Here is a 19,622-nt window from a genome sequence, read left to right on the forward strand (position 1 = left end):
ACGGGCGGCGGCGTGAACCGGGAGACCGGCGCGGGCGCGGCGCCCCGGCTGCCGGCGCTGCTGGAGGCGCTGCTGAGCGTCGGCTCCGACCTCGATCTGCGCGCCACCCTCCAGCACATCGTGGACACCGCCACCGACCTGGCCGGGGCACGGTACGGCGCGCTCGGTGTGATCGATCCCGAGCGCGGCGGCGTCAGCGAGCTGTTCACCTCGGGCGTCGACGAGGAGGCGCGCGAACGCGTCGGCCGGCTGCCCGACGGCAGCACCGGACTGATCGGCCACCTCGTCCGGGAGCCGCGGCCGCTGCTCGTCGCCGACATGGCGTCCGACATACGGGCCGCCGGACTGCCGCCCGGCCACCCCGTCATGAAGTCCTTCGTCGGCGTCCCGATCCGGGTCCGTGCCGAGGTCTTCGGCAACCTCTACCTGACCGAGAAGCGGGGGGCCGCCGGGGCGTCCGGATTCACCACGGACGACCTGGCGCTGCTGCGGGTGCTCGCCTCGCAGGCGGGCATCGCGATCGGCAACGCGCGGCTGTACGAGACGGTCCGGCGCCGGGAGCGCTGGATCGAGGGCGCCGCCGCCTGCACCACGGCGCTGCTGGCCGGCGAGAGCGCCGAGGACGCGCTGACGACCGTCGCCGAGCAGGCCCGCATCCTCGCCGACGCCTCGGCGGGCGTGGTTCTCCAGCCCACGCCGGAGGGCGGCATGGAGATCGTCGCCGCTTCCACCCACGGCGACCCCGCCGACCTGATCGGCACCGTCATCGAGCCCGGCAGTCCGGTACTGGAGCAACTCCTCGGCGGGGAACCGGTGTTCATCGAGGACTCGGCGAGCGACGAACGGATGACGACGCGGGTGCGGGCCCGGTTCGGGCCCAGCATGATGCTGCCGCTGCAGAGCGGAGGCAAGCTGATCGGCACGCTGGCCCTGCCGAGGCGGCGCGGCGGCCCCGCGTACTCGGCGGCCGAGCGGCTGCTCGCCTCGCAGTTCGCCTCGCAGGCGGCGCTGGCGCTCGTCATGGCGGACAGCAGGCACGACCGGGAGCGGCTCGCGGTGTTCGAGGACCGCGACCGGATCGCGCGTGACCTGCACGACCTGGTCGTACAGCGGCTGTTCGCCACCGAGATGATGCTGGAGTCCACCCGTCGGCGGGCCTCCGGCGCGGCCGGCCTGGACCAGCTGCTCGGCGCGGCGGTGGACGAGCTGGACTCCACCGTCCAGGAGGTACGGACCACGATCTTCGCGCTGCAGCAGCCTCCGGCGGACGCGCCCGCCACCTTCCGGGGCCGCGTCCTGCGCGAGACGGCCGGCGCGGCCGCGCTGCTCGGGTTCCAGCCGTCCGTGCGCTTCACGGGCGCGGTGGACGCACTGATTCCGCAGCCGGCGGCCCAGCGGCTCCTGGCCGAGCTGCGCGGCGCGTTGGCGGCGGCGCACCGGCGGGCTGGGGTCACGCGGGTGCGGGTGGAGATCGACGCGAAGGCGAAGGCGGCGGACGGGCGGGAGGCCGTACGCCTGACGGTGACGGACGACGGGCCCGCGGAGCCGGGCCGCCCCGGCACGACGTTCACGTGGGAGACCCCCCTCTGACCCGCCGGCCCCTCGCGGCCCGGATCCCGCTCCACCACGCCCCCTGCCCGCACCGGGTCGGGGGCGGCTCCATGCCCTCCGACGCCCCCGGCCGCCCGGTCCTCCCGTACGACGCACACCCGGGCGCCGGGCTGCGTCGGGGGCGCCCCGCGGACCTCGCCCGGCCCGGCGTCGCCGAGGGCGGCTGCCGCTGCCGTGCCGGCGTATCCCGATCGCCCGCGTGCCGCCGGTGCCACCATCCGGGTCCCCACGCGCCGCCGGACCGCCGCCACCCGGGCCGGCACCGCTGCCCGGAAACGGGAAAGGCCCCCACATCGGTGGGGGCCTACGGAAGCTCCGGAGAAGAAACGTTTCTTCTGCTGGAGCTTGAGTGGGGCGGGTGGGACTCGAACCCACGGCCGACGGATTATGAGTCCGCTGCTCTAACCGGCTGAGCTACCGCCCCTAACGGCGCGTCGCGCACATGTGTGCGCGCCGTCTGCCGCAGCATAGCCGCTCATACGATCTCCTGCCTCGGGTGGTCGGCTACGCATGCCCATGAGGACTGCGCTGCCGCCCGCGCGGTTGCGGGAGATATGAAAAAGGACCCCTGAGGGGCCCTTTTCCTTACCGCTCCCCCGACTGGACTCGAACCAGTAACCCTCCGGTTAACAGCCGAATGCTCTGCCAATTGAGCTACAGGGGATCGCGCTCCCCCGACTGGACTCGAACCAGTAACCTGCCGGTTAACAGCCGGCTGCTCTGCCAATTGAGCTACAGGGGATTGCTGCGTTGCACCGAACGTACCCACCGGATGGCGTCCCGGGGGGCGTGTGCTCGCTGCGACACATACATTAGCGCAAGCAGGGGGGTGCTCCGCCAATCGGTATCGCCCTGACTGATCACGGGCGCCCCGGGGTAGGCGGCCAGCACAGCCCCGCGGTCCGAAACTCCCCCCGGCACCAGGGGACCGCCGACGCAAGAGAAGGGTGACAGCCATGCGCTACCGGCTCACATTCATCGCCGGACTGGCCCTCGGGTACGTGCTCGGGACGCGTGCCGGACGTGAGCGTTACGAGCAGCTGAAGAAGTCCGCACGCCAGGTCGCCCAGAACCCCGCCGTGCGCAACGCCACCGAGTCCGCCACCCACAACGGCCGCGACTTCGCGGAGAAGGCGTTCCACACCGTCAGCGACAAGGTCGGCGACCGGATGCCCGGCTCGGTGACCGAGCGCGTGCGCTCCCTGCGCGAGCGCGGCCAGGGCGGCGAGGCCGACGACTGGGGTACGACCAACACCTAGGACCCCGGCAGCCGGGCGGAAGCCGGGCCGGCCACCCGTGGCGGGCTCGGCGCGTTCCCGTTGCCGCATGCGGCAGAATCTGGGGCATGGGGATAGTTGCCGGCTTGGACAGTTCGTCTGGTTCTACCCGCATCGTCGTGTGCGATGCGGATACGGGTGCCGTGCTGCGGCAGGGGTACGCCCCGCACCCCGTGGAGGCGAAGTCTCCGGAGGCCGATCCACAGGTGTGGCTGCTGTCCCTGGGCGAGGCCGCCGCGGGCGGTCTGCTCGAAGGCGTGCAGGCCATCGGCGTGTCGGCGCAGCAGCACGGCCTGATCCCGCTCGACGCCCAGGGCTCGCCGGTACGTCCGGCGCTGCTCGGCAATGACAAGCGGGCCCAGGTCGCGGCGGCCGATCTGGTCGACGCGCTCGGCGGGCGGCAGGCCTGGGCCGAGGCCGTCGGGTCCGTGCCGCAGGCTCCGCAGCCGGTGGCGAAGCTCCGCTGGCTGGCGCGCAACGAGCCGGAGTCGGCGCAGCGCACCGCCGCCCTGATGCAGCCGCACGACTGGCTGGTGTGGCAGCTGCTCGGCCGCCCGGCACGCAGGACCACCGACCGGGGCGCGGCGTCGGGGACGGGTTATTGGTCCGCCGTGACCGGCTCCTACCGGCCCGACCTGGTCGAGCTGGCGCTGGGGCACCACGCGGCGCTGCCCGAGGTGCTCGGCCCCTGGGAGGCCGCCGGGACCACCCCCGAGGGCCTGTTGATCTCCGCCGGGACCGGCGAGACCATGGCCGCCGCCTTCGGGCTGGGCGTGGGGGTCGGCGACGCCGTGGTGTCGCTGGGGGCCTCGGGTTCCGTGATGGCCGTGCACCACGAGGGGCTGGCCGATTCGAGCGGGCTGATCACGTCGTTCGCCGACGCCACCGGCATGCATCTGCCGGTCGTGCACACGCTCAACGCCGTACGGGCGCTGCGCGGCACGGCGGATCTGCTGGGGACCGATCTCGACGGACTCTCGGACCTGGCGCTCAAGTCGTCGCCCGGCGCGTACGGGCTCGTGCTGCTGCCGTACCTCGAAGGGGAGCGTACGCCGCAACTTCCCCACACCGCCGGTACGTTGAGCGGGCTGCGGCGCGATTCGATGAAGCCGGAGCACCTGGCGCGGGCGGCCTTCGAGGGCATGCTGTGCTCGCTGGCCGACGCCATGGACGTGCTGCGGGCCCGGGGTGTGCAGGTGCGGCGGGTGTTCCTGCTGGGCGCGGCGGCCGAGCTGCCCGCCGTGCAGGCGGCGGCGCCCCCGATCTTCGGTACGCAGGTGGTCGTGCCGCAGCCGGCCGAGTACGCGGCGCTGGGCGCGGCCCGGCAGGCGGCCTGGGCGCTGGGCGTGTCGCAGGGCACGCTGGCCCCGCACACCCCGCCGGCCTGGCAGGGCGCCGCGGCGCAGGTGCTCGAGCCGGGTGACGAGCTGGCGGTGGGCCAGGCGGTGCGCCAGCAGTACGGCGCGACACGGGACCAGATCCACCCGGGAGCGTTCGGCGGGGCGTGAGCGGCGCCGGGGCCGGGACTTGACCCGGCGATGGGTCAATCCCTTGGAATTACCGGGGCCCGGTGTCGGAGGATGGGACGCACTCCGATCTTGCCGACACCGAGAGACTCCGCGTGCTCATAAGACTCCTGCGGGCCCACCTCCGCCCGTACAAGAAACCCATCGTCCTGCTGGTCCTGCTGCAGCTGCTCCAGACCTCCGCCACCCTCTACCTGCCCACGCTCAACGCGGACATCATTGACAACGGTGTCGTGGCCGGGGACACGGGCTACATCCTGGAGTTCGGCGGCGTCATGATCGCCGTCAGCGTCGTGCAGGTGGTGTGCAACATCGGCGCCGTGTACTACGGCGCGCGGACCGCCGCCGCGCTCGGCAGGGACGTGCGGGCGGCCGTCTTCGACCGGGTGCAGAGCTTCTCGGCGCGGGAGGTCGGGCACTTCGGGGCTCCCTCGCTGATCACGCGGACGACCAACGACGTCCAGCAGGTGCAGATGCTGGTGCTCATGGGGTTCACCCTGATGGTGTCGGCGCCGATCATGTGCGTCGGCGGCATCGTCATGGCGCTCGGCCAGGACGTGCCGCTGTCGGGTGTGCTGCTGGCGGTCGTACCGGTGCTCGGGATCTCGGTGGGCCTGATCGTGCGGCGCATGCGGCCGCTGTTCCGCACGATGCAGGAGCGGCTCGACACCGTGAACCAGGTCCTGCGCGAGCAGATCACCGGCAATCGCGTGATCAGGGCCTTCGTACGGGACGCGTACGAGAAGGGCCGCTTCCGGGAGGCGAACACCGCGCTGACGGACGTGTCGCTGTCCTCGGGGCGGCTGATGGCGCTGATGTTCCCGATCGTCATGACGGTCGTGAACGTCTCCAGCGTCGCGGTGGTCTGGTTCGGCGCGCACCGCATCGACAGCGGCGCCATGGAGATCGGGGCGCTGACCGCCTTCCTCGCGTACCTGATGCAGATCGTGATGGCCGTGATGATGGCCACCTTCATGTTCATGATGGTGCCGCGCGCCGAGGTGTGCGCCGAGCGCATCGAGGAGGTCCTGGACACGGCGTCCAGCGTCGTACCTCCCGACGAGCCGGTACGGGAACTGCGGCGGCGCGGGGAACTGGAGCTGCGCGGGGCGGAGTTCCGCTATCCGGGCGCTGAGGAGCCGGTGATCCGGGACGTCGACCTGGTGGCGCGTCCGGGCGAGACGACGGCGATCATCGGGTCGACGGGCAGCGGGAAGTCGACGCTGCTCGGGCTCGTGCCGAGGCTGTTCGACGCGACGGCCGGGCAGGTGCTGGTGGACGGGGCCGACGTACGGACCATCGATCCGGTGCTGATGGCGAGGACCGTCTCGCTGGTTCCGCAGAAGCCCTATCTCTTCTCCGGGACGGTCGCGACGAATCTGCGGTACGGGAAGCCGGACGCCACGGACGAGGAGCTGTGGCACGCCCTGGAGGTCGCCCAGGCACGGGAGTTCGTGGAGCGGCTCGACGGCGGGCTGAACGCCCCGGTCGCGCAGGGCGGCACGAACGTCTCGGGCGGGCAGCGCCAGCGGCTCGCGATCGCGCGGACGCTGGTCCGGCGGCCGGAGATCTACCTCTTCGACGACTCCTTCTCCGCGCTCGACTACACGACCGACGCGGCGCTGCGGGCCGCGCTGGGGCGGGAGACGGCCGACGCGACGGTGGTGATCGTCGCCCAGCGGGTGTCGACGATCCGCGACGCCGACCGGATCGTGGTCCTGGACGAGGGCCGGGTGGTCGGCACGGGACGCCATCACGAGCTGATGGAGGACAACGCGACGTACCGGGAGATCGTGCTCTCCCAGCTGACGGAGGCTGAGGCGGCATGAGCGGGCCCGGTGGACGCATGATGGCCGGCGGAGCGCCGGCCGAGCGGTCGATGGACTTCAAGGGCTCGGGGAAGCGGCTGATGCGGCGGTTCGCTCCCGAGCGGGTGACGCTGTGGTGGATGCTCGCGGCGTGCGTGCTCAGCGTCGCGCTCTCCGTGGTCGGGCCGATGATCCTTGGGCGGGCGACCGACCTGGTCTTCGCCGGGGTCGTCGGCCGGCAGGCGCGGGACGGTGGCAGCAAGGCGCAGGTCCTGGACGGGCTGCGGGAGAAGGGCGACGACGGGCTCGCCGACATGCTCTCCGGGGTGGGCTTCACTCCGGGGCAGGGCATCGACTTCGGGGCGGTCGGCGACGTCCTGCTGATCGCGCTCGCGGTCTACGTGGGCGCGGGGCTGCTGATGCTGGTGGCGACGCGGCTGTCGATCCGGGTCATCAACCGGACCGTGTTCCGCATGCGTGAGGACGTGCAGGCGAAGCTTTCGCGGCTGCCGCTGCGGTACTTCGACCAGCAGAAGCGCGGCGAGGTGCTCAGCCGGGCCACGAACGACATCGACAACATCTCGCAGACCATGCAGCAGACGATGGGCCAGCTCATCAACTCCCTGCTGACCATCGTGGGCGTGCTGGCGATGATGTTCTGGGTGTCGCCGCTGCTGGCCCTGGTGGCGCTGGTGACCGTACCGCTGTCGGTCGTGGTGGCGGCGAAGGTCGGCAAGCGGTCGCAGCCGCAGTTCGTGCGGCAGTGGAAGACCACGGGCAAGCTGAACGCGCACATCGAGGAGATGTACTCCGGTCACGCGCTGGTGAAGGTCTTCGGGCGGCAGGACGAGTCGGCGGCGGCCTTCCGGGAGCAGAACGACGCGCTGTACGAGGCCGGGTTCAGGGCGCAGTTCAACAGCGGGATCATGCAGCCGCTGATGTTCTTCCTGAGCAACATCAACTACGTGCTGGTGGCGGTGGTGGGCGGGCTGCGGGTCGCGTCCGGCTCGCTGTCGATCGGTGACGTGCAGGCGTTCATCCAGTACTCGCGGCAGTTCTCGATGCCGCTGACACAGGTCGCCTCGATGGCGAACCTCGTGCAGTCGGGGGTCGCCTCGGCCGAGCGGATCTTCGAGCTGCTCGACGCCGAGGAGCAGGAGCCGGACGCGGCGGACGCGCGGTGTTCCCCGCTCGCACCGTCCGAAGCGCGGGGGCGGGTGGTCCTCGAGAAGGTGTCCTTCCGGTACGAGCCGGACACGCCGCTCATCGAGGACCTGTCGCTCACGGTCGAGCCGGGGCAGACGGTCGCGATCGTCGGGCCGACGGGCGCGGGCAAGACGACGCTGGTGAACCTGCTGATGCGGTTCTACGAGGTGACGGGCGGCCGGATCCTGCTGGACGGCGTCGACGTCGCCACGGTGGCCCGCGACGCGCTGCGGTCGGGCATCGGCATGGTGCTCCAGGACACCTGGCTGTTCGGCGGCACCATCGCCGACAACATCGCGTACGGCGCTTCGCGCGAGGTGACCCGGGAGGAGATCGAGGAGGCGGCGCGGGCCGCGCACGCCGACCGGTTCGTCCGCACCCTGCCCGACGGGTACGACACGGTCATCGACGACGAGGGGGCCGGCGTCAGCGCGGGCGAGAAGCAGCTCGTCACGATCGCCCGGGCGTTCCTCTCCGATCCGGTGATCCTGGTGCTCGACGAGGCGACGAGCTCGGTCGACACCCGTACGGAGGTGCTGATCCAGAAGGCGATGGCGCGCCTGGCCCACGGCCGTACGAGCTTCGTGATCGCGCACCGGCTGTCCACGATCCGGGACGCCGATGTGATCTTGGTGATGGAGAATGGGGCCATCGTCGAACAGGGGACGCATGACGGGCTGTTGACGTCCGGGGGCGCGTACGCGCGTCTGTACGCGGCGCAGTTCGCTCAGGCGGTCGCGGAAGTGGACTGAATATGACCATGGAAGAAGAGAACGCGGCCAAGAAGGCGCCGCAGGACACCGAGGACACCGGCGAGGGGACGGCGGACGCGAAGGCGCCCGTCTCGGGCATCGCGCTCGGGCTGTCGCTCGGGATGACGTTCGGGGTGGCCTTCGGGACGCTGCTGCTCGACAACGTGGGCACCGGGATCGCGTGCGGCATGTGCGTGGGCGTGGGGATCGGGGCCACGATCGACGCGCGCAGGAAGGACAGGGGCGAAACGGCCGCGCGGGCGGCGGACGGCTCCTGACGGGAGCCGGCGTACGGGAGAGGACGGCCGTCCGGGCCCTGGTGGCCGGGCGGCCGTCGTCATGTTGGCTGGTCGGGCGGTCCGTCGGGCAGCCGGTCGGGCGGTCAGTCCAGGTAGCCGCGGAGCTGGTCGGCGAAGGCGTGGTCGCGGAGTTTGCCGAGGGTCTTGGACTCGATCTGGCGGATGCGTTCGCGGGTCACGCCGAAGAGGCGGCCTATCTCCTCCAGGGTGCGGGGCCGGCCGTCCGCCAGGCCGTAGCGGAGCTGGACGACCTTGCGTTCGCGCTCGCCGAGGGTGGAGAGGACGGCCTCCAGGTGCTCGCGCAGGAGCAGGAAGGCCGCGGACTCCACGGGTGACGCCGCGTCGCCGTCCTCGATGAGGTCACCGAGCGCCACGTCGTCCTCCTCGCCCACGGGCGCGTGCAGCGACACCGGTTCCTGGGCCAGGCGCAGTACTTCGCCGACGCGCTCGGGGGTGAGTTCGAGGTGGGCCGCGACCTCCTCGGGGGTCGGCTCGTAGCCGCGCTCCTGGAGCATTCTGCGCTGGACGCGCACGACGCGGTTGATCAGCTCGACGACGTGCACCGGGACGCGGATGGTGCGGGCCTGGTCGGCCAGGGCGCGCGACATGGCCTGGCGGATCCACCAGGTCGCGTACGTCGAGAACTTGTAGCCCCGGGCGTAGTCGAACTTCTCCACGGCGCGGATGAGGCCGAGGTTGCCCTCCTGGACGAGGTCGAGCATGGTCAGGCCGCGGCCGACGTACCGCTTGGCGACGGACACGACAAGGCGCAGATTCGCCTCGATCAGGCGGCGTTTGGCCATGCGGCCCATGACCACCAGCCGGTCGAGGTCGACGGCGAGCCGGGAATCGAGGTCGGGGGTGCTGCTGAGCTTCTCCTCGGCGAACAGTCCGGCCTCGACCTTGCGGGCGAGGTCCACCTCCTCGGCGGCGGTGAGCAGCGGGATGCGGCCGATCTCGCGCAGGTACTGCCGGAAGAGGTCGGAGGACGGGCCCGAGGCGTCGGCCCGTGGGTTGCGGCGGCGCTCGGACGCGTCGGGCGTCTCGGGGGCGTCGGGCGGGTCCTCGACGAGGACGTCGGGCTCGGCGAGCTCTGCTTCCGCTTCCGCTTCCGCTTCTGCCTCTGCTTCCTCTTCTGTTGCCGCCTCTTCCGCTTCTGCCGCTGCCTCGGGTTCGGCCGCCGCTTCGGATTCGGTTCCGGATTCGCGCTCGGTCCCGGTTCCGGTTCCGGGGTGGAGTGCGCCCCGGTTCTGCGGAGGGACCTTCGCGACGACGTCGGTCGACGTCCGGGTCTGGGTCTGCACGGGGGCGACCTCCAGGGTGATCGCTGCCGGTTCGGGGGCGTGCGGCAGCGGGACGGGAGCGGCGACCGGGCCGCCGTCCGTCCCGTACGCGTCGAGCGGATCCGCGGGGACGCGAGGCCCACTCGGCGTGGGCCGGCCGCGCTCCGAGGACTCAGGCACCGCCCCCCAGTGTGGGGTACGACACATCACCGCTACGAGGGGCGTGCGGTGACTTTTTGAGTCCGGTCCGTTACCGGGAGGTGACGGTGGCTCCTGCCCCTCTCCGCCTCCTGGGTGGCTTCAGCCCCTCCCGTGTGCTGGGAAGGGGACCTCGGGCGGCCCTCCGGGCTCGTCAGAGCGCCGCAGCGCCGTGGTTGCGCAAGGACTGGGCGTACTGCTGGAGGACCCACAGCTCGTTCTGTACGGCGGCGAGTTGCTCCGGGTCGGCGTGCGGGCCGCCGAGGCGGGCCAGTGTGCCCTGGACGTCCAGGATCCGCCGGTCGACCGCCCGCAGCCGGACCCGGATCAGCTGCTCGCCGGCGTAGATCTCGTCGACTGTCTTGCGCATGATCGGCTCGACGGCGAGCTCCGTGACCAGCGCGCGCACCGTGTCGTTGGGCGCGGCCTCGCGGACCTGGGCCAGGTAGTCGGACGCGTTGCGCGCGCCCTGCTCGGCGCCGCCCGCCTCCTCGATGACCTGGCGCACGGCGGCGTACGGCGGGGCGGTGAACTCGTCGGCCCCGTAGGCGTCGAACGCGGGCGAGACCAGCTCGGGCCGCTGGAGGGCGAGCTTCAGCAGCTCCCGCTCGGTGCGGTGGGCGGGGCTGCGCAGGTTCAGCGCCGGGCCGCTGGGGGCGGCGGGGGCGGCGTCGTACGAGGGGGTGGGGCGGCGGTCCTGCGGCGCGGCGGGGCCCCGGCCGCCCCGGTCGCGCGCCCAGCGGGCCAGCTGGGCGACGCGCTTGACCACGAACTGGGTGTCGAGGATGCCGAGGATGCCCGCGAGCTGGACCGCCGACTCGTGCTGGATCGCGATGTTCTTGATGTTGGCGACGATCGGCGCGGCCTCGTCGAGCGCGGCGGCCCGCCCGGCCGGGGTCTCCAGGTTGTGCCGGGACACGACGTGGCGGATCGCGAACTCGAAGAGCGGCGTGCGGGTCTCGACCAGGGACGCCACCGCCGCGTCGCCCTTCGCCAGCCGCAGGTCGCAGGGGTCCATCCCGCCGGGCGTGATCGCGATGGACGTCTCGGCGGCGAACTTCTGGTCGTCCTCGAAGGCACGCAGCGCCGCCTTCTGCCCGGCCGCGTCGCCGTCGAAGGTGAAGACGACCTCGGCGGAGGCGTTGTCCATCAGGAGGCGTCGGAGGATCTTGATGTGGTCGCCGCCGAACGACGTGCCGCAGGTGGCGATCGCGGTGGTGACGCCGGCCAGGTGGCAGGCCATGACGTCGGTGTACCCCTCGACGACCACCGCCCTGCTGGTCTTGGCGATCTCCTTCTTGGCCAGGTCGATGCCGTACAGGACCTGGGACTTCTTGTAGATCGCCGTCTCGGGGGTGTTCAGGTACTTCGGGCCGTTGTCGTCGTCGCGCAGCTTGCGCGCGCCGAAGCCGACGACCTCGCCCGTGATGTCGCGGATCGGCCACATCAGCCGGCCGCGGAAGCGGTCGATGGGGCCGCGGCGGCCCTCCTGGGAGAGGCCGGAGAGGGTCAGCTCCTTGTCGGAGAAGCCCTTGCCGCGCAGGTAGCGGGTGAGGTGGTCCCAGCCGGCCGGGCTGTAGCCGACGCCGAAGTGCTCGGCGGCGCTCTGGTCGAAGCCGCGCTCGGCCAGGAACTTACGGCCGATCTCGGCTTCGGCGGAGTCGAGCTGCTCGACGTAGAACTGCGCGGCGGCCTTGTGCGCCTCGACCAGGCGGACCCGCTCGCCGCGCTGGTGCGTGGGGTTGTAGCCGCCTTCCTCGTACCGCAGGGTGATGCCCGCCAGAGCGGCGAGGCGCTCGACCGTCTCGGAGAAGGAGAGGTGGTCGATCTTCATCACGAAGGCGATCGTGTCGCCGCCTTCCTGGCAGCCGAAGCAGTGGAAGAGACCCTTGCTCGGGCTGACCTGGAAGGACGGGGACTTCTCGTCGTGGAAGGGGCACAGGCCCTTCAGGTTGCCGCCGCCGGCGCTGCGGAGCTGGAGGTACTCGGAAACGACGGCGTCGATCGGGACCGCGTCCCGGACCGCCTTCACGTCGTCATCGTTGATCCTGCCTGCCACGCGTGAAGTGTACGGCGGTGCTCGGACAGTCCTGTCGGTGCGGCTTCGCCGCCCGGCCGGGTCACGGCCGGGCCGCGGTCAGCCCAGCAGGGACTCCAGGGGCACGGACGGGTCGGCGAGGGCGTTCGGGTCGACCCCGGCGCCGGTGCGGATCAGTTCCTGGATGGGCTTGGTGACGTCCCACACATTGACGTTCATGCCGGCCAGGACCCGCCGGTCCTTCAGCCAGAAGGCGACGAACTCCCGGCGTCCCACATCCCCGCGGGCGATGACCTGGTCGTACGTGCCCGGGGGCGCCCAGCCGGAGTATTCGAGCCCGAGGTCGTACTGGTCGGAGAAGAAGTAGGGGACCCGGTCGTACGACACGTCCTGGCCCAGCATGGCGCGGGCGGCCGCCGGACCCCCGTTCAGGGCGTTGGCCCAGTGCTCGACGCGCAGCCGGGCACCGAGGCGCGGGTGGTGCGCCGCCGCGACGTCGCCGGCCGCGTGGATGTCGGGGTCCGAGGTGCGCAGGGAGGCGTCCACGGCGATGCCGCCGCCGTCCGAGCGGTCGACGAGGGTCAGGCCGGCTGCCTCGGCGAGCGCGGTGCGGGGGGCGGCTCCGATGGCGGCGAGCACGGCGTGGGCGGGGTGCTCCTCGCCGTCGTCGGTGCGCGCGGCGAGGACCATGCCGTCCTGGCCGGTGATCTCGGTGAGGCGGGCGCCGAAGTGGAAGCGGACGCCGTGCTCGCGGTGCACGTCGGTGAACAGCTGCCCCAGTTCGGGGCCGATGACCTGGTGGAGCGGTGTCGGCTCCTGCTCGACGACGGTCACCTCGGCGCCGTAACCACGCGCCGCCGCCGCGACCTCCAGGCCGATCCAGCCCGCACCGGCGATGACCAGGTGCCCGTTGTCGCGGCCGAGCGAGGCCAGGACGCCGCGCAGCCGCTCGGAGTGCGCGAGGCGGCGCAGGTGGTGGACGCCCGCGAGGCCGGTGCCGGGGATGTCGAGACGGCGTGGTTCCGCGCCGGTGGCGAGCAGCAGCTTGTCGTAGCGGACGGCGGTGCCGTCGCCGAGTCCGACCGTCTTCGTGGCGCGGTCGATGTGCACGACGGGCTGGCCGAGATGGAGCTCGATGTCGGCCTGTGCGTACCAGGCCGGTTCGTGGACGAAGACGCTGTCGCGTTCCTCCTTGCCGGTCAGGAACCCCTTGGACAGGGGCGGGCGTTCGTACGGATGCTCACGCTCGTCCCCGATGAGGATCACGCGTCCGGTGAAGCCCTCGCCGCGGAGGGTCTCGGCGGCCTTCGCCCCCGCCAGTCCCCCACCGACGATGACGAACGTCAGATCTGCGTCGACCACTTGGTGCCTCCTCTGTGCCTGCCCACACGCTACGCCGCCGTGTTCGAGCGTCCCGCACGGAGCGTGATGGGGGAAGAGGGGGTGTGCCGTGGGCGTGTCGTGGAGGTGGCCCGGAGGTGGCCGATGGGGAGGGTCGCGCGCCGCCGTGAGGGGACGTGCCGGCCGCGCGGGGCCCGGGCGTACGCCACCGGGGCATACGGGAGGTGGCCGCGGACGTCTCCCCCGTTGACAGCCCGCAGCCACCACGCGACAAGCGTCACGCCGATGTGGACACCGCGCGAGGCTTTCGTGCACAACGCAAAGGGAACGCACGATTCCGGCGCCTGATGCGTACGCTCGTACGAAGGTACGTACCGCCGTCGCACCGGCGTGCGGGCGGACGGACAGGCGGACAGGCGCGCGGGACACGGCGCGGCGTGGGGGGCGCATGCTACGCATCCACTTCACCACCGAGGATCTGAACCGGCTGCGGGTGGCCGCGCGGCCCGACCCGCTGTGGGAGATCGTGAACAGCCTCCACCTGCTCCAGAACCGGCAGGGGGCGCTGGTGTTCGATCCCTGGCGGCGCGAGGTCCGGCAGGCGGTCGCCCGCGCGGGGCTCACCCGCACGGTGGCCTCGCTGCACCGGCTGTACCCGTGCGCGGCGTACCTGCCCGACTTCCTGACACCGGGCCGGGGCATCCCGGACCTGGAGACCGGCCTCGACCAGGTGCTGTCCACCCCCGCCACGCGGATGAGCGCGGAACTCGGGCGGCTGTTCGCCGACGGTCCCGTGCCGCCGGTCGCCCGGCGGCTCGCGGAGGGGGACGTGGAGACGCTGGAGCGGCTGGCCGATTCGCTGCGGCGGTACTACGCGGTGGCGGTCGAGCCGTACCGGGACGTGATCGTGTCGGCGGTGGACGCCGACCGTCCGGTGCGGGCGGAGGCGGCGCTGTCCCACGGACCCGAGGGACTGCTCGCCACCTATGCGGACTTCGCCTGGCGGGACGACGGGGTGCTGGAGACCGGCTATCCGGTGGACAAGGAACTGGAACTGCGCGGGCGGTCGTTGACGATGATCCCGTCGTTCTTCTGCATCCGGCACCCGGTCGCGCTCGCCGACGAGGAGCTGCCGCCCGTGCTGGTCCACCCTGTGACGCCGGACCCCGGCTGGCTGACCCTCGCCCGGGGGCCCGGCTCCGGGGGCGACGCGGGCGTACGGGCGGCCGGGCTGCCGGTGGCGCAGCTCATCGGCCACACCAGAGCGGCCGTCCTGGAGGTGCTGGGGCGGCCGATGACCACGACGCAGCTCGGCGGGGCGCTGCGGCTGACGCTGTCGACGGCGAGCCGGCACGCGACGGTGCTGCGGGAGGCGGGGCTGGTCGCCTCGGAGCGGCGCGGCAGCCGCGTCCTGCACCGGCGGACCGCGCTCGGCGACGCCCTCATGAACGGTGGCCCCTCGCCGCTGTGAGCCGGGCGTGCAGGGAGCGGGCGGCGGCGTCCGTGAAGCACGCGATCTGGTCGACGATCACGCGCTTGCGGGCCCGGTCGTCCGGCGCGTCGGCGAAGAGCGCGCGGAACTGGGGGTCCAGGCCCTCGGGCGCGCGGGCCGTGAGCGCCTCGGCCAGCTCGGCGATGACCACGCGCTGGTCGGCGCGCAGCCGCTCCTGCTCGTCGCGCTGCATGACGTAGCGGTCGGCGACGGCCTTGAGGACGGCGCACTCGTGGCGGACCTCGCGCGGGACGACCAGTTCGGCGGCGTACCGCGTCAGCCTGCCCGTTCCGTACGCCTGGCGGGTCGCGCCCTCGGCGGACAGGCAGAAGCGGCCGATGAGCTGGCTGGTCGCGTCCTTCAGCCGGGCCTGGGCGGCGGCCGACCCGTCGTAGCCGTGCGGCCACCACTCCTCGTCGAGGAGGCGGTCGAGGGCCGCCGCCAGCTCCTCGGGACTGGTGTCCGCCGGTACGTACCTGCCGATCGCCACCGCGAAGATCTCCTGGCGCTCGGGCTCGGCGAACAGGCAGTTGGGGTCGAGGTGACCGGCGTGCAGGCCGTCCTCGAAGTCGTGCACGGAGTACGCCACGTCGTCGGACCAGTCCATGACCTGCGCCTCGAAGCACTGCCGGTGGGCCGGGGCGCCCTGGCGGACCCAGTCGAAGACGGGCCGGTCGTCGTCGTAGACACCGAACTTGACCGAACCGGGGTCGGTGGGGTGGGCGCCGCGCGGCCAGGGGTACTTCGTGGCGGCGTCGAGGGCGGCCCGGGTGAGGTTGAGGCCGACGCTGACCATCTCGCCGCTCGCCTCCGACCGTACGAAACGCTTCGGTTCGAGGCGGGTCAGCAGCCGGAGCGACTGGGCGTTGCCCTCGAAGCCGCCGCAGTCCTTGGCGAAGTCGTTGAGCGCCTGCTCGCCGTTGTGCCCGAAGGGCGGGTGGCCCATGTCGTGCGAGAGGCAGGCCGCCTCGACGAGGTCGGGGTCGCAGCCGAGGGCCGCCCCCAGCTCGCGGCCGACCTGGGCGCACTCCAGGGAGTGGGTGAGGCGGGTGCGCGGGCTGGCGTCCCAGACCTGGCTGCTGGAGCCGGGGGTGACCACCTGGGTCTTGCCCGCGAGGCGGCGCAGCGAGGCGGAGTGCAGCACGCGGGCGCGGTCGCGCTGGAAGGCGGTCCTGCCGGGCCGTTTGTCGGGTTCGGCGGCCCAGCGCTCGGTGGCGGCCCCGTCGTAGTGGGCGGGGTCGAGGGCGGCCTGGTACTGGGCGTCGGCGTGCCGGGCCTCGGGGCGGACTTCGGTGTGCCGGTCGTCTGCGTGGGGGGTTTCGTGCGCTGTGCCTGCCATGCACCGACAGTAGACGCAGGTGGTGACAGCCGGGGCTCAGGCGGTCGCCAGTTGACGCCGGGGCGCCGGGGAGCGGGTGGTGAGCGCCTGGTCGTACCGGTGCAGGACGAGCCGCGCCAGGGCCGGGTGGGCGCCGAGCGGCGCGGACGCGATCCAGGGCGCGGCGGCGGCGCACTGCGAGGCGAAGCGGCCGGGCGCGGTGAAGTACGAGGCCACGGCCGTCCGGTGGCGGCCGCGCGCGGAGAGGGCCCGCAGGGCGTCGCGCACGGTGGGCGCGGCGGCGGACGCGTAGGCGGGGACGACCGGGACGCCGCCGAGGCGTTCGCCGAGCAGGGCGGCCGTGCGGCGGGTGTCGACGGCCGACTGCGGGTCGCGGGAGCCGGCGGCGGCCAGGACGATGCCGCTTCCCCGGTGCGCGGAGTCGGAGGTCCGCCAGCCGGCCTCGGTGAGGCGGGCGTACAGCGCCTCGACGAGGAGGGGGTGCGGGCCGAGCGGGGCGGCGATGCGGGTGCGCAGGTGGGGAGCGCCGGCGGCGGCCTCGGGCAGGTCGTTCTTGACGTGGTGGCCACGGCCGAGCAGCAGCGGTACGAGCACGGTCTCGCCCGGGTCCAGGTCCGCGAGGGTGCCGGTGAGCAGCGGCTCGTTGAGTTCGATGTGCCCGAGGCGTACGTCGAGACCGGGCCGCAGCTCGCGCACCCGCTGCAGCAGCGCGGTGACGGTGCGCAGGGCGTCGGGGTCGCGGCTGCCGTGGGCGACGGCGACCAGGGTGGGCGGAGCGGCGGGGTCGGACCGCGAAGGGGCCCGGGGCGGGTGCGGGTGCGGGGTCATCGGACGGCGGGCTCCGTTCGGGGAGACGTGACTCAGCTGCGTGCCGAGCTGGGCGGTGATGCGGGCGAGCAGTTGCCCCGTGGTGTCGAGGGGAAGTACCTCGCGGTGTGCTGCCGACTCCGTCATGGACCGATACTGCCGGGCGCACGTTGCCGCCTCGTTGCGCGAGGGTGACGGGTGTTTACCGCAGCCTCACGGGGCGCGGGGCCGCGTTGTCAGGCCACCCCGCCCGGGCCCGTTCCGAGCGGCCGGGGCGCCCGCCGCACGGGCTCCCGGCCGTCACACCCCGCCGGCGAACGCGCACGCCCCCGCCGTCACACCCCGAAGAGCTCCCGGCAAGGTTCCAGGCCCGTCACGTTCACCGGCACCGTCCGGTGCGCCTCCCAGTCCTTCCGGGTCAGCCGCAGGCGCAGGAACGTGCCGGCCTCGCCCCGCACCGACTCCACCAGCAGGCCGTCCGGCCGGTAGCCGAGCTTCTCCGACACCCGCAGCGAGGCGGCGTTGTCCGTCAGAGCCGCGGACGTGACGTGCCGTGCGCCGAGGCCCTCGAAGGCCAGGTGCAGCACGGCCGCCCGCATCTCCGTGCCGATGCCGCGCCCGTGGTGCGCCAGGCCCAGCCACGAGCCGGTCTCGCCCTCCCGGGTCACGGCGAAGTCGTCCGTCATCAGGTCCTGGCGGCCGACGGTCCGGCCGTCGCACCGTACGGCGAGGCTGAGCGTCCACTTCTCCGGCCGCCACTGCGCGACGGTGCCCAGTACGTGCTGGAACGTCGCCCGCGCGCGGTCCTGCGGCGACCCGTCCGTCCACGGCACCGAGAACGGCATGAACGACTCGTCGTGCACGCCGTCGGCCGCGACGCCGGCCAGCTCGTCGAGCACGTCGCCGTCCGGAAGTGTCAGTTCCAGACGCGGGGTTGTGATCCGCAGACCGTACAGGGGCCAGAATTGTCTCGACATGACCAGAGCATTCCAGTCGGGGGCGGGCAGACGCATGCGAATTTCTCGGGGCAGTGCGGGGGGCCGGGCATGGGCCGGGGCGTGGGGCAGGGCGCGGCGGTGGGCGGGACGCCCGCGCCTCATACCCCGCACCCGGCGCGGCCGGCGGCGAACCGTCCAGGCGCTCATGCTCGTCGCCGTACTGGCGCTCGCACCCGCGACCTGGCTGCACGCCGTCGCCGACAGCCGGGTCAGGACGACGGCCGACGCCCCGGCCCGCGACGTGGTCGTCGTCTTCGGGGCGGGCCTGTGGCGGGGCGGCCCGACGCCGTACCTGGCGAACCGTCTCGACGCGGCGGCCGAGCTCTACCGGGCCGGCAAGGCCAAGGTCGTGCTGGTCACCGGGGACAACAGCCGTACGGAGTACGACGAACCGGACGCCATGCGCACCTACCTGGTCGAGCGGGGCGTGCCCGACCGGCGCATCGTCAGCGACTTCGCGGGCTTCGACACCTGGGACTCGTGCGTACGGGCCAAGAAGATCTTCGGGGTCGACCGGGCCGTGCTGGTGAGCCAGGGATTCCACATCCGCCGGGCGATCGGGCTGTGCCGTGCGGCCGGTGTGGACGCGTACGGCGTCGGGGTCGACGCCCGGCGCGACGCGACCTGGTACTACGGCGGCGTACGGGAGATCCTCGCGGCCGGCAAGGCGGCGCTCGACGCCGCGACCGAACCCGACCCGCAGTTCCTCGGGCGTCAGGAGACGGGTGTGGCCGAAGCGCTGGCCGACGCGTCGGAGCGCTGACAGACTGGCGCCGCCGGTATGCCGAATAGGCATAAGTTCGAGTGAACAGGGGTTGGCCGCGTGTCCGCCGCCGTCGTTGATCTGAGCAACAAGGTCGTCCTCGTCACCGGCGGGGCGCGCGGCCTCGGGGGGGCCGTCGCGCGGGCCGTCGTCGACGGCGGCGACAGGGTCGTCGTCACGGACGTCCTGGAGGAGGAGGGCGCCGCGACCGCCGGGGAACTCGGGGGCGCGGCGCGGTTCGTACGGGACGACGTGACGGCGGAGAGCGACTGGCAGGCGGCGCTGGACTTCACCGGCGCGGAGTTCGGGCGGATCGACGGCCTGGTCAACAACGCCGGGATATCCGCGGGGCAGCTCCTGGAGCACGAGACGGTCGAGCACTTCCGGCAGGTCGTCGAGATCAACCTGGTGGGGGTCTTCATCGGGATGAAGACGGTGATCTCGGCGATGCGGGCGGGCGGTGGCGGGTCCGTCGTCAACGTCTCGTCGGCGGCCGGACTCACCGGCCTCGCGCTGACCGCCGGGTACGGGGCGTCCAAGTGGGGGGTGCGCGGGCTGTCGAAGATCGGGGCGGTGGAGCTCGCGGAGGCGCGGATCCGGGTCAATTCGGTGCATCCCGGGATGACGTACACCCCGATGACCGCACCCGTGGGCATCCGGACCGGCGAGGGCAACTACCCCGGCGCCCCCATGGGGCGGGTCGGCGTACCGGAGGAGATCGCGGCGGCGGTGGCCTTCCTGCTGTCGGACGCGGCGGCGTACATGACGGGCGCGGAGCTGGCGGTGGACGGCGGGGATGACGGTCGGGCAGCTCACGGGGCAGTGACGGCCGGGCGGCCCACGGGGCCGGCCGGCCGGATGCCGCACCGCTTCCAGGCGCACCC

General features: G+C 72.8%; 14 protein-coding genes, 3 tRNA genes and 1 pseudogene. 9 read left to right on the top strand and 9 right to left on the bottom strand.

The genetic code is table 11. From position 1 onward, the window contains the following. Nucleotides 1-12 precede the first annotated feature (12 nt). Complete coding sequence (locus IE185_RS03510) at nucleotides 13-1,590, top strand: GAF domain-containing sensor histidine kinase (RefSeq protein WP_189714572.1); 1,578 nt, start codon at nucleotides 13-15, stop codon at nucleotides 1,588-1,590. A gap of 371 nt (nucleotides 1,591-1,961) precedes the next feature. On the opposite strand, the gene IE185_RS03515 is transcribed toward IE185_RS03510, so the two are convergent. From IE185_RS03515 to IE185_RS03525, 3 genes are all read right to left on the bottom strand, one after another. Beyond that, nucleotides 1,962-2,035: transfer RNA gene (locus tag IE185_RS03515), tRNA-Ile, on the bottom strand. Between the two features lie 167 nt (nucleotides 2,036-2,202). Continuing rightward, nucleotides 2,203-2,275: transfer RNA gene (locus tag IE185_RS03520), tRNA-Asn, on the bottom strand. A gap of 5 nt (nucleotides 2,276-2,280) precedes the next feature. Next, a tRNA-Asn gene (locus IE185_RS03525) sits at nucleotides 2,281-2,353 on the bottom strand. Nucleotides 2,354-2,567: 214 nt separating this feature from the next. On the opposite strand from IE185_RS03525, the gene IE185_RS03530 reads away from it, so the two are divergent. The 5 genes from IE185_RS03530 (at nucleotide 2,568) to IE185_RS32960 (ending at nucleotide 8,458) form a co-directional block, all read left to right on the top strand. Next, nucleotides 2,568-2,870, top strand: coding sequence for a YtxH domain-containing protein (locus tag IE185_RS03530; protein ID WP_138898260.1), 303 nt, complete (start codon nucleotides 2,568-2,570; stop codon nucleotides 2,868-2,870). Between the two features lie 86 nt (nucleotides 2,871-2,956). Continuing rightward, nucleotides 2,957-4,396, top strand: coding sequence for an FGGY family carbohydrate kinase (locus IE185_RS03535; RefSeq protein WP_138898261.1), 1,440 nt, complete (start codon nucleotides 2,957-2,959; stop codon nucleotides 4,394-4,396). 113 nt (nucleotides 4,397-4,509) lie between these two features. After that, on the top strand, nucleotides 4,510-6,243 hold the full coding sequence (locus IE185_RS03540) for an ABC transporter ATP-binding protein (RefSeq protein ID WP_138898262.1): 1,734 nt from the start codon (nucleotides 4,510-4,512) through the stop codon (nucleotides 6,241-6,243). After that, nucleotides 6,240-8,180: an ABC transporter ATP-binding protein gene (locus IE185_RS03545; RefSeq protein WP_189714574.1), complete on the top strand. Its 1,941-nt coding sequence runs from the start codon at nucleotides 6,240-6,242 to the stop codon at nucleotides 8,178-8,180. The genes IE185_RS03540 and IE185_RS03545 overlap by 4 nt, the downstream gene beginning before the upstream one ends. A 2-nt stretch (nucleotides 8,181-8,182) precedes the next feature. Beyond that, entirely contained in the window at nucleotides 8,183-8,458 is a 276-nt protein-coding gene (locus tag IE185_RS32960; protein WP_229843330.1) for a glycine zipper domain-containing protein, read from the top strand. Between the two features lie 104 nt (nucleotides 8,459-8,562). On the opposite strand, the gene IE185_RS03555 is transcribed toward IE185_RS32960, so the two are convergent. The 3 genes from IE185_RS03555 to IE185_RS03565 form a co-directional block, all read right to left on the bottom strand. Next, nucleotides 8,563-9,942 (bottom strand): RNA polymerase sigma factor, encoded by a 1,380-nt coding sequence (locus IE185_RS03555; protein ID WP_138898665.1) that lies wholly within the window; start codon nucleotides 9,940-9,942, stop codon nucleotides 8,563-8,565. A gap of 172 nt (nucleotides 9,943-10,114) precedes the next feature. Further along, entirely contained in the window at nucleotides 10,115-12,019 is a 1,905-nt protein-coding gene (dnaG, locus tag IE185_RS03560) for a DNA primase (RefSeq protein WP_189714576.1), read from the bottom strand. A 78-nt stretch (nucleotides 12,020-12,097) separates the two neighbouring features. Beyond that, entirely contained in the window at nucleotides 12,098-13,360 is a 1,263-nt protein-coding gene (locus IE185_RS03565) for an NAD(P)/FAD-dependent oxidoreductase (RefSeq protein WP_138898126.1), read from the bottom strand. A gap of 427 nt (nucleotides 13,361-13,787) precedes the next feature. Here IE185_RS03565 and IE185_RS03570 point away from each other — a divergent pair, with 427 nt between their 5' ends. Continuing rightward, nucleotides 13,788-14,810, top strand: coding sequence for a winged helix-turn-helix domain-containing protein (locus tag IE185_RS03570; RefSeq protein WP_138898127.1), 1,023 nt, complete (start codon nucleotides 13,788-13,790; stop codon nucleotides 14,808-14,810). Here the strand turns inward: IE185_RS03570 and IE185_RS03575 are convergent. The 3 genes from IE185_RS03575 to IE185_RS03585 form a co-directional block, all read right to left on the bottom strand. Beyond that, complete coding sequence (locus IE185_RS03575) at nucleotides 14,782-16,170, bottom strand: deoxyguanosinetriphosphate triphosphohydrolase (RefSeq protein WP_138898128.1); 1,389 nt, start codon at nucleotides 16,168-16,170, stop codon at nucleotides 14,782-14,784. The two genes, IE185_RS03570 and IE185_RS03575, sit on opposite strands and share 29 nt — an antisense overlap. Nucleotides 16,171-16,206: 36 nt before the next feature. Then, nucleotides 16,207-17,124: a sirohydrochlorin chelatase gene (locus tag IE185_RS03580; RefSeq protein ID WP_189714578.1), complete on the bottom strand. Its 918-nt coding sequence runs from the start codon at nucleotides 17,122-17,124 to the stop codon at nucleotides 16,207-16,209. Nucleotides 17,125-17,312: 188 nt separating this feature from the next. Further along, entirely contained in the window at nucleotides 17,313-17,954 is a 642-nt protein-coding gene (locus IE185_RS03585; protein WP_138899706.1) for a GNAT family N-acetyltransferase, read from the bottom strand. Nucleotides 17,955-17,988: 34 nt separating this feature from the next. Between IE185_RS03585 and IE185_RS03590 the strand changes: the two genes are divergently transcribed. Both IE185_RS03590 and IE185_RS03595 read left to right on the top strand, forming a co-directional pair. Continuing rightward, on the top strand, nucleotides 17,989-18,738 hold the full coding sequence (locus IE185_RS03590; protein ID WP_189714666.1) for a SanA/YdcF family protein: 750 nt from the start codon (nucleotides 17,989-17,991) through the stop codon (nucleotides 18,736-18,738). A 60-nt stretch (nucleotides 18,739-18,798) separates the two neighbouring features. After that, nucleotides 18,799-19,533 (top strand): annotated as a pseudogene (locus IE185_RS03595) (SDR family oxidoreductase); the annotation flags it as partial. Between the last annotated feature and the right edge of the window lie 89 nt (nucleotides 19,534-19,622).

The organism is Streptomyces chryseus, assembly GCF_014650755.1.
In the GTDB taxonomy this organism is placed as follows: Bacteria; Actinomycetota; Actinomycetes; order Streptomycetales; family Streptomycetaceae; genus Streptomyces; species Streptomyces chryseus.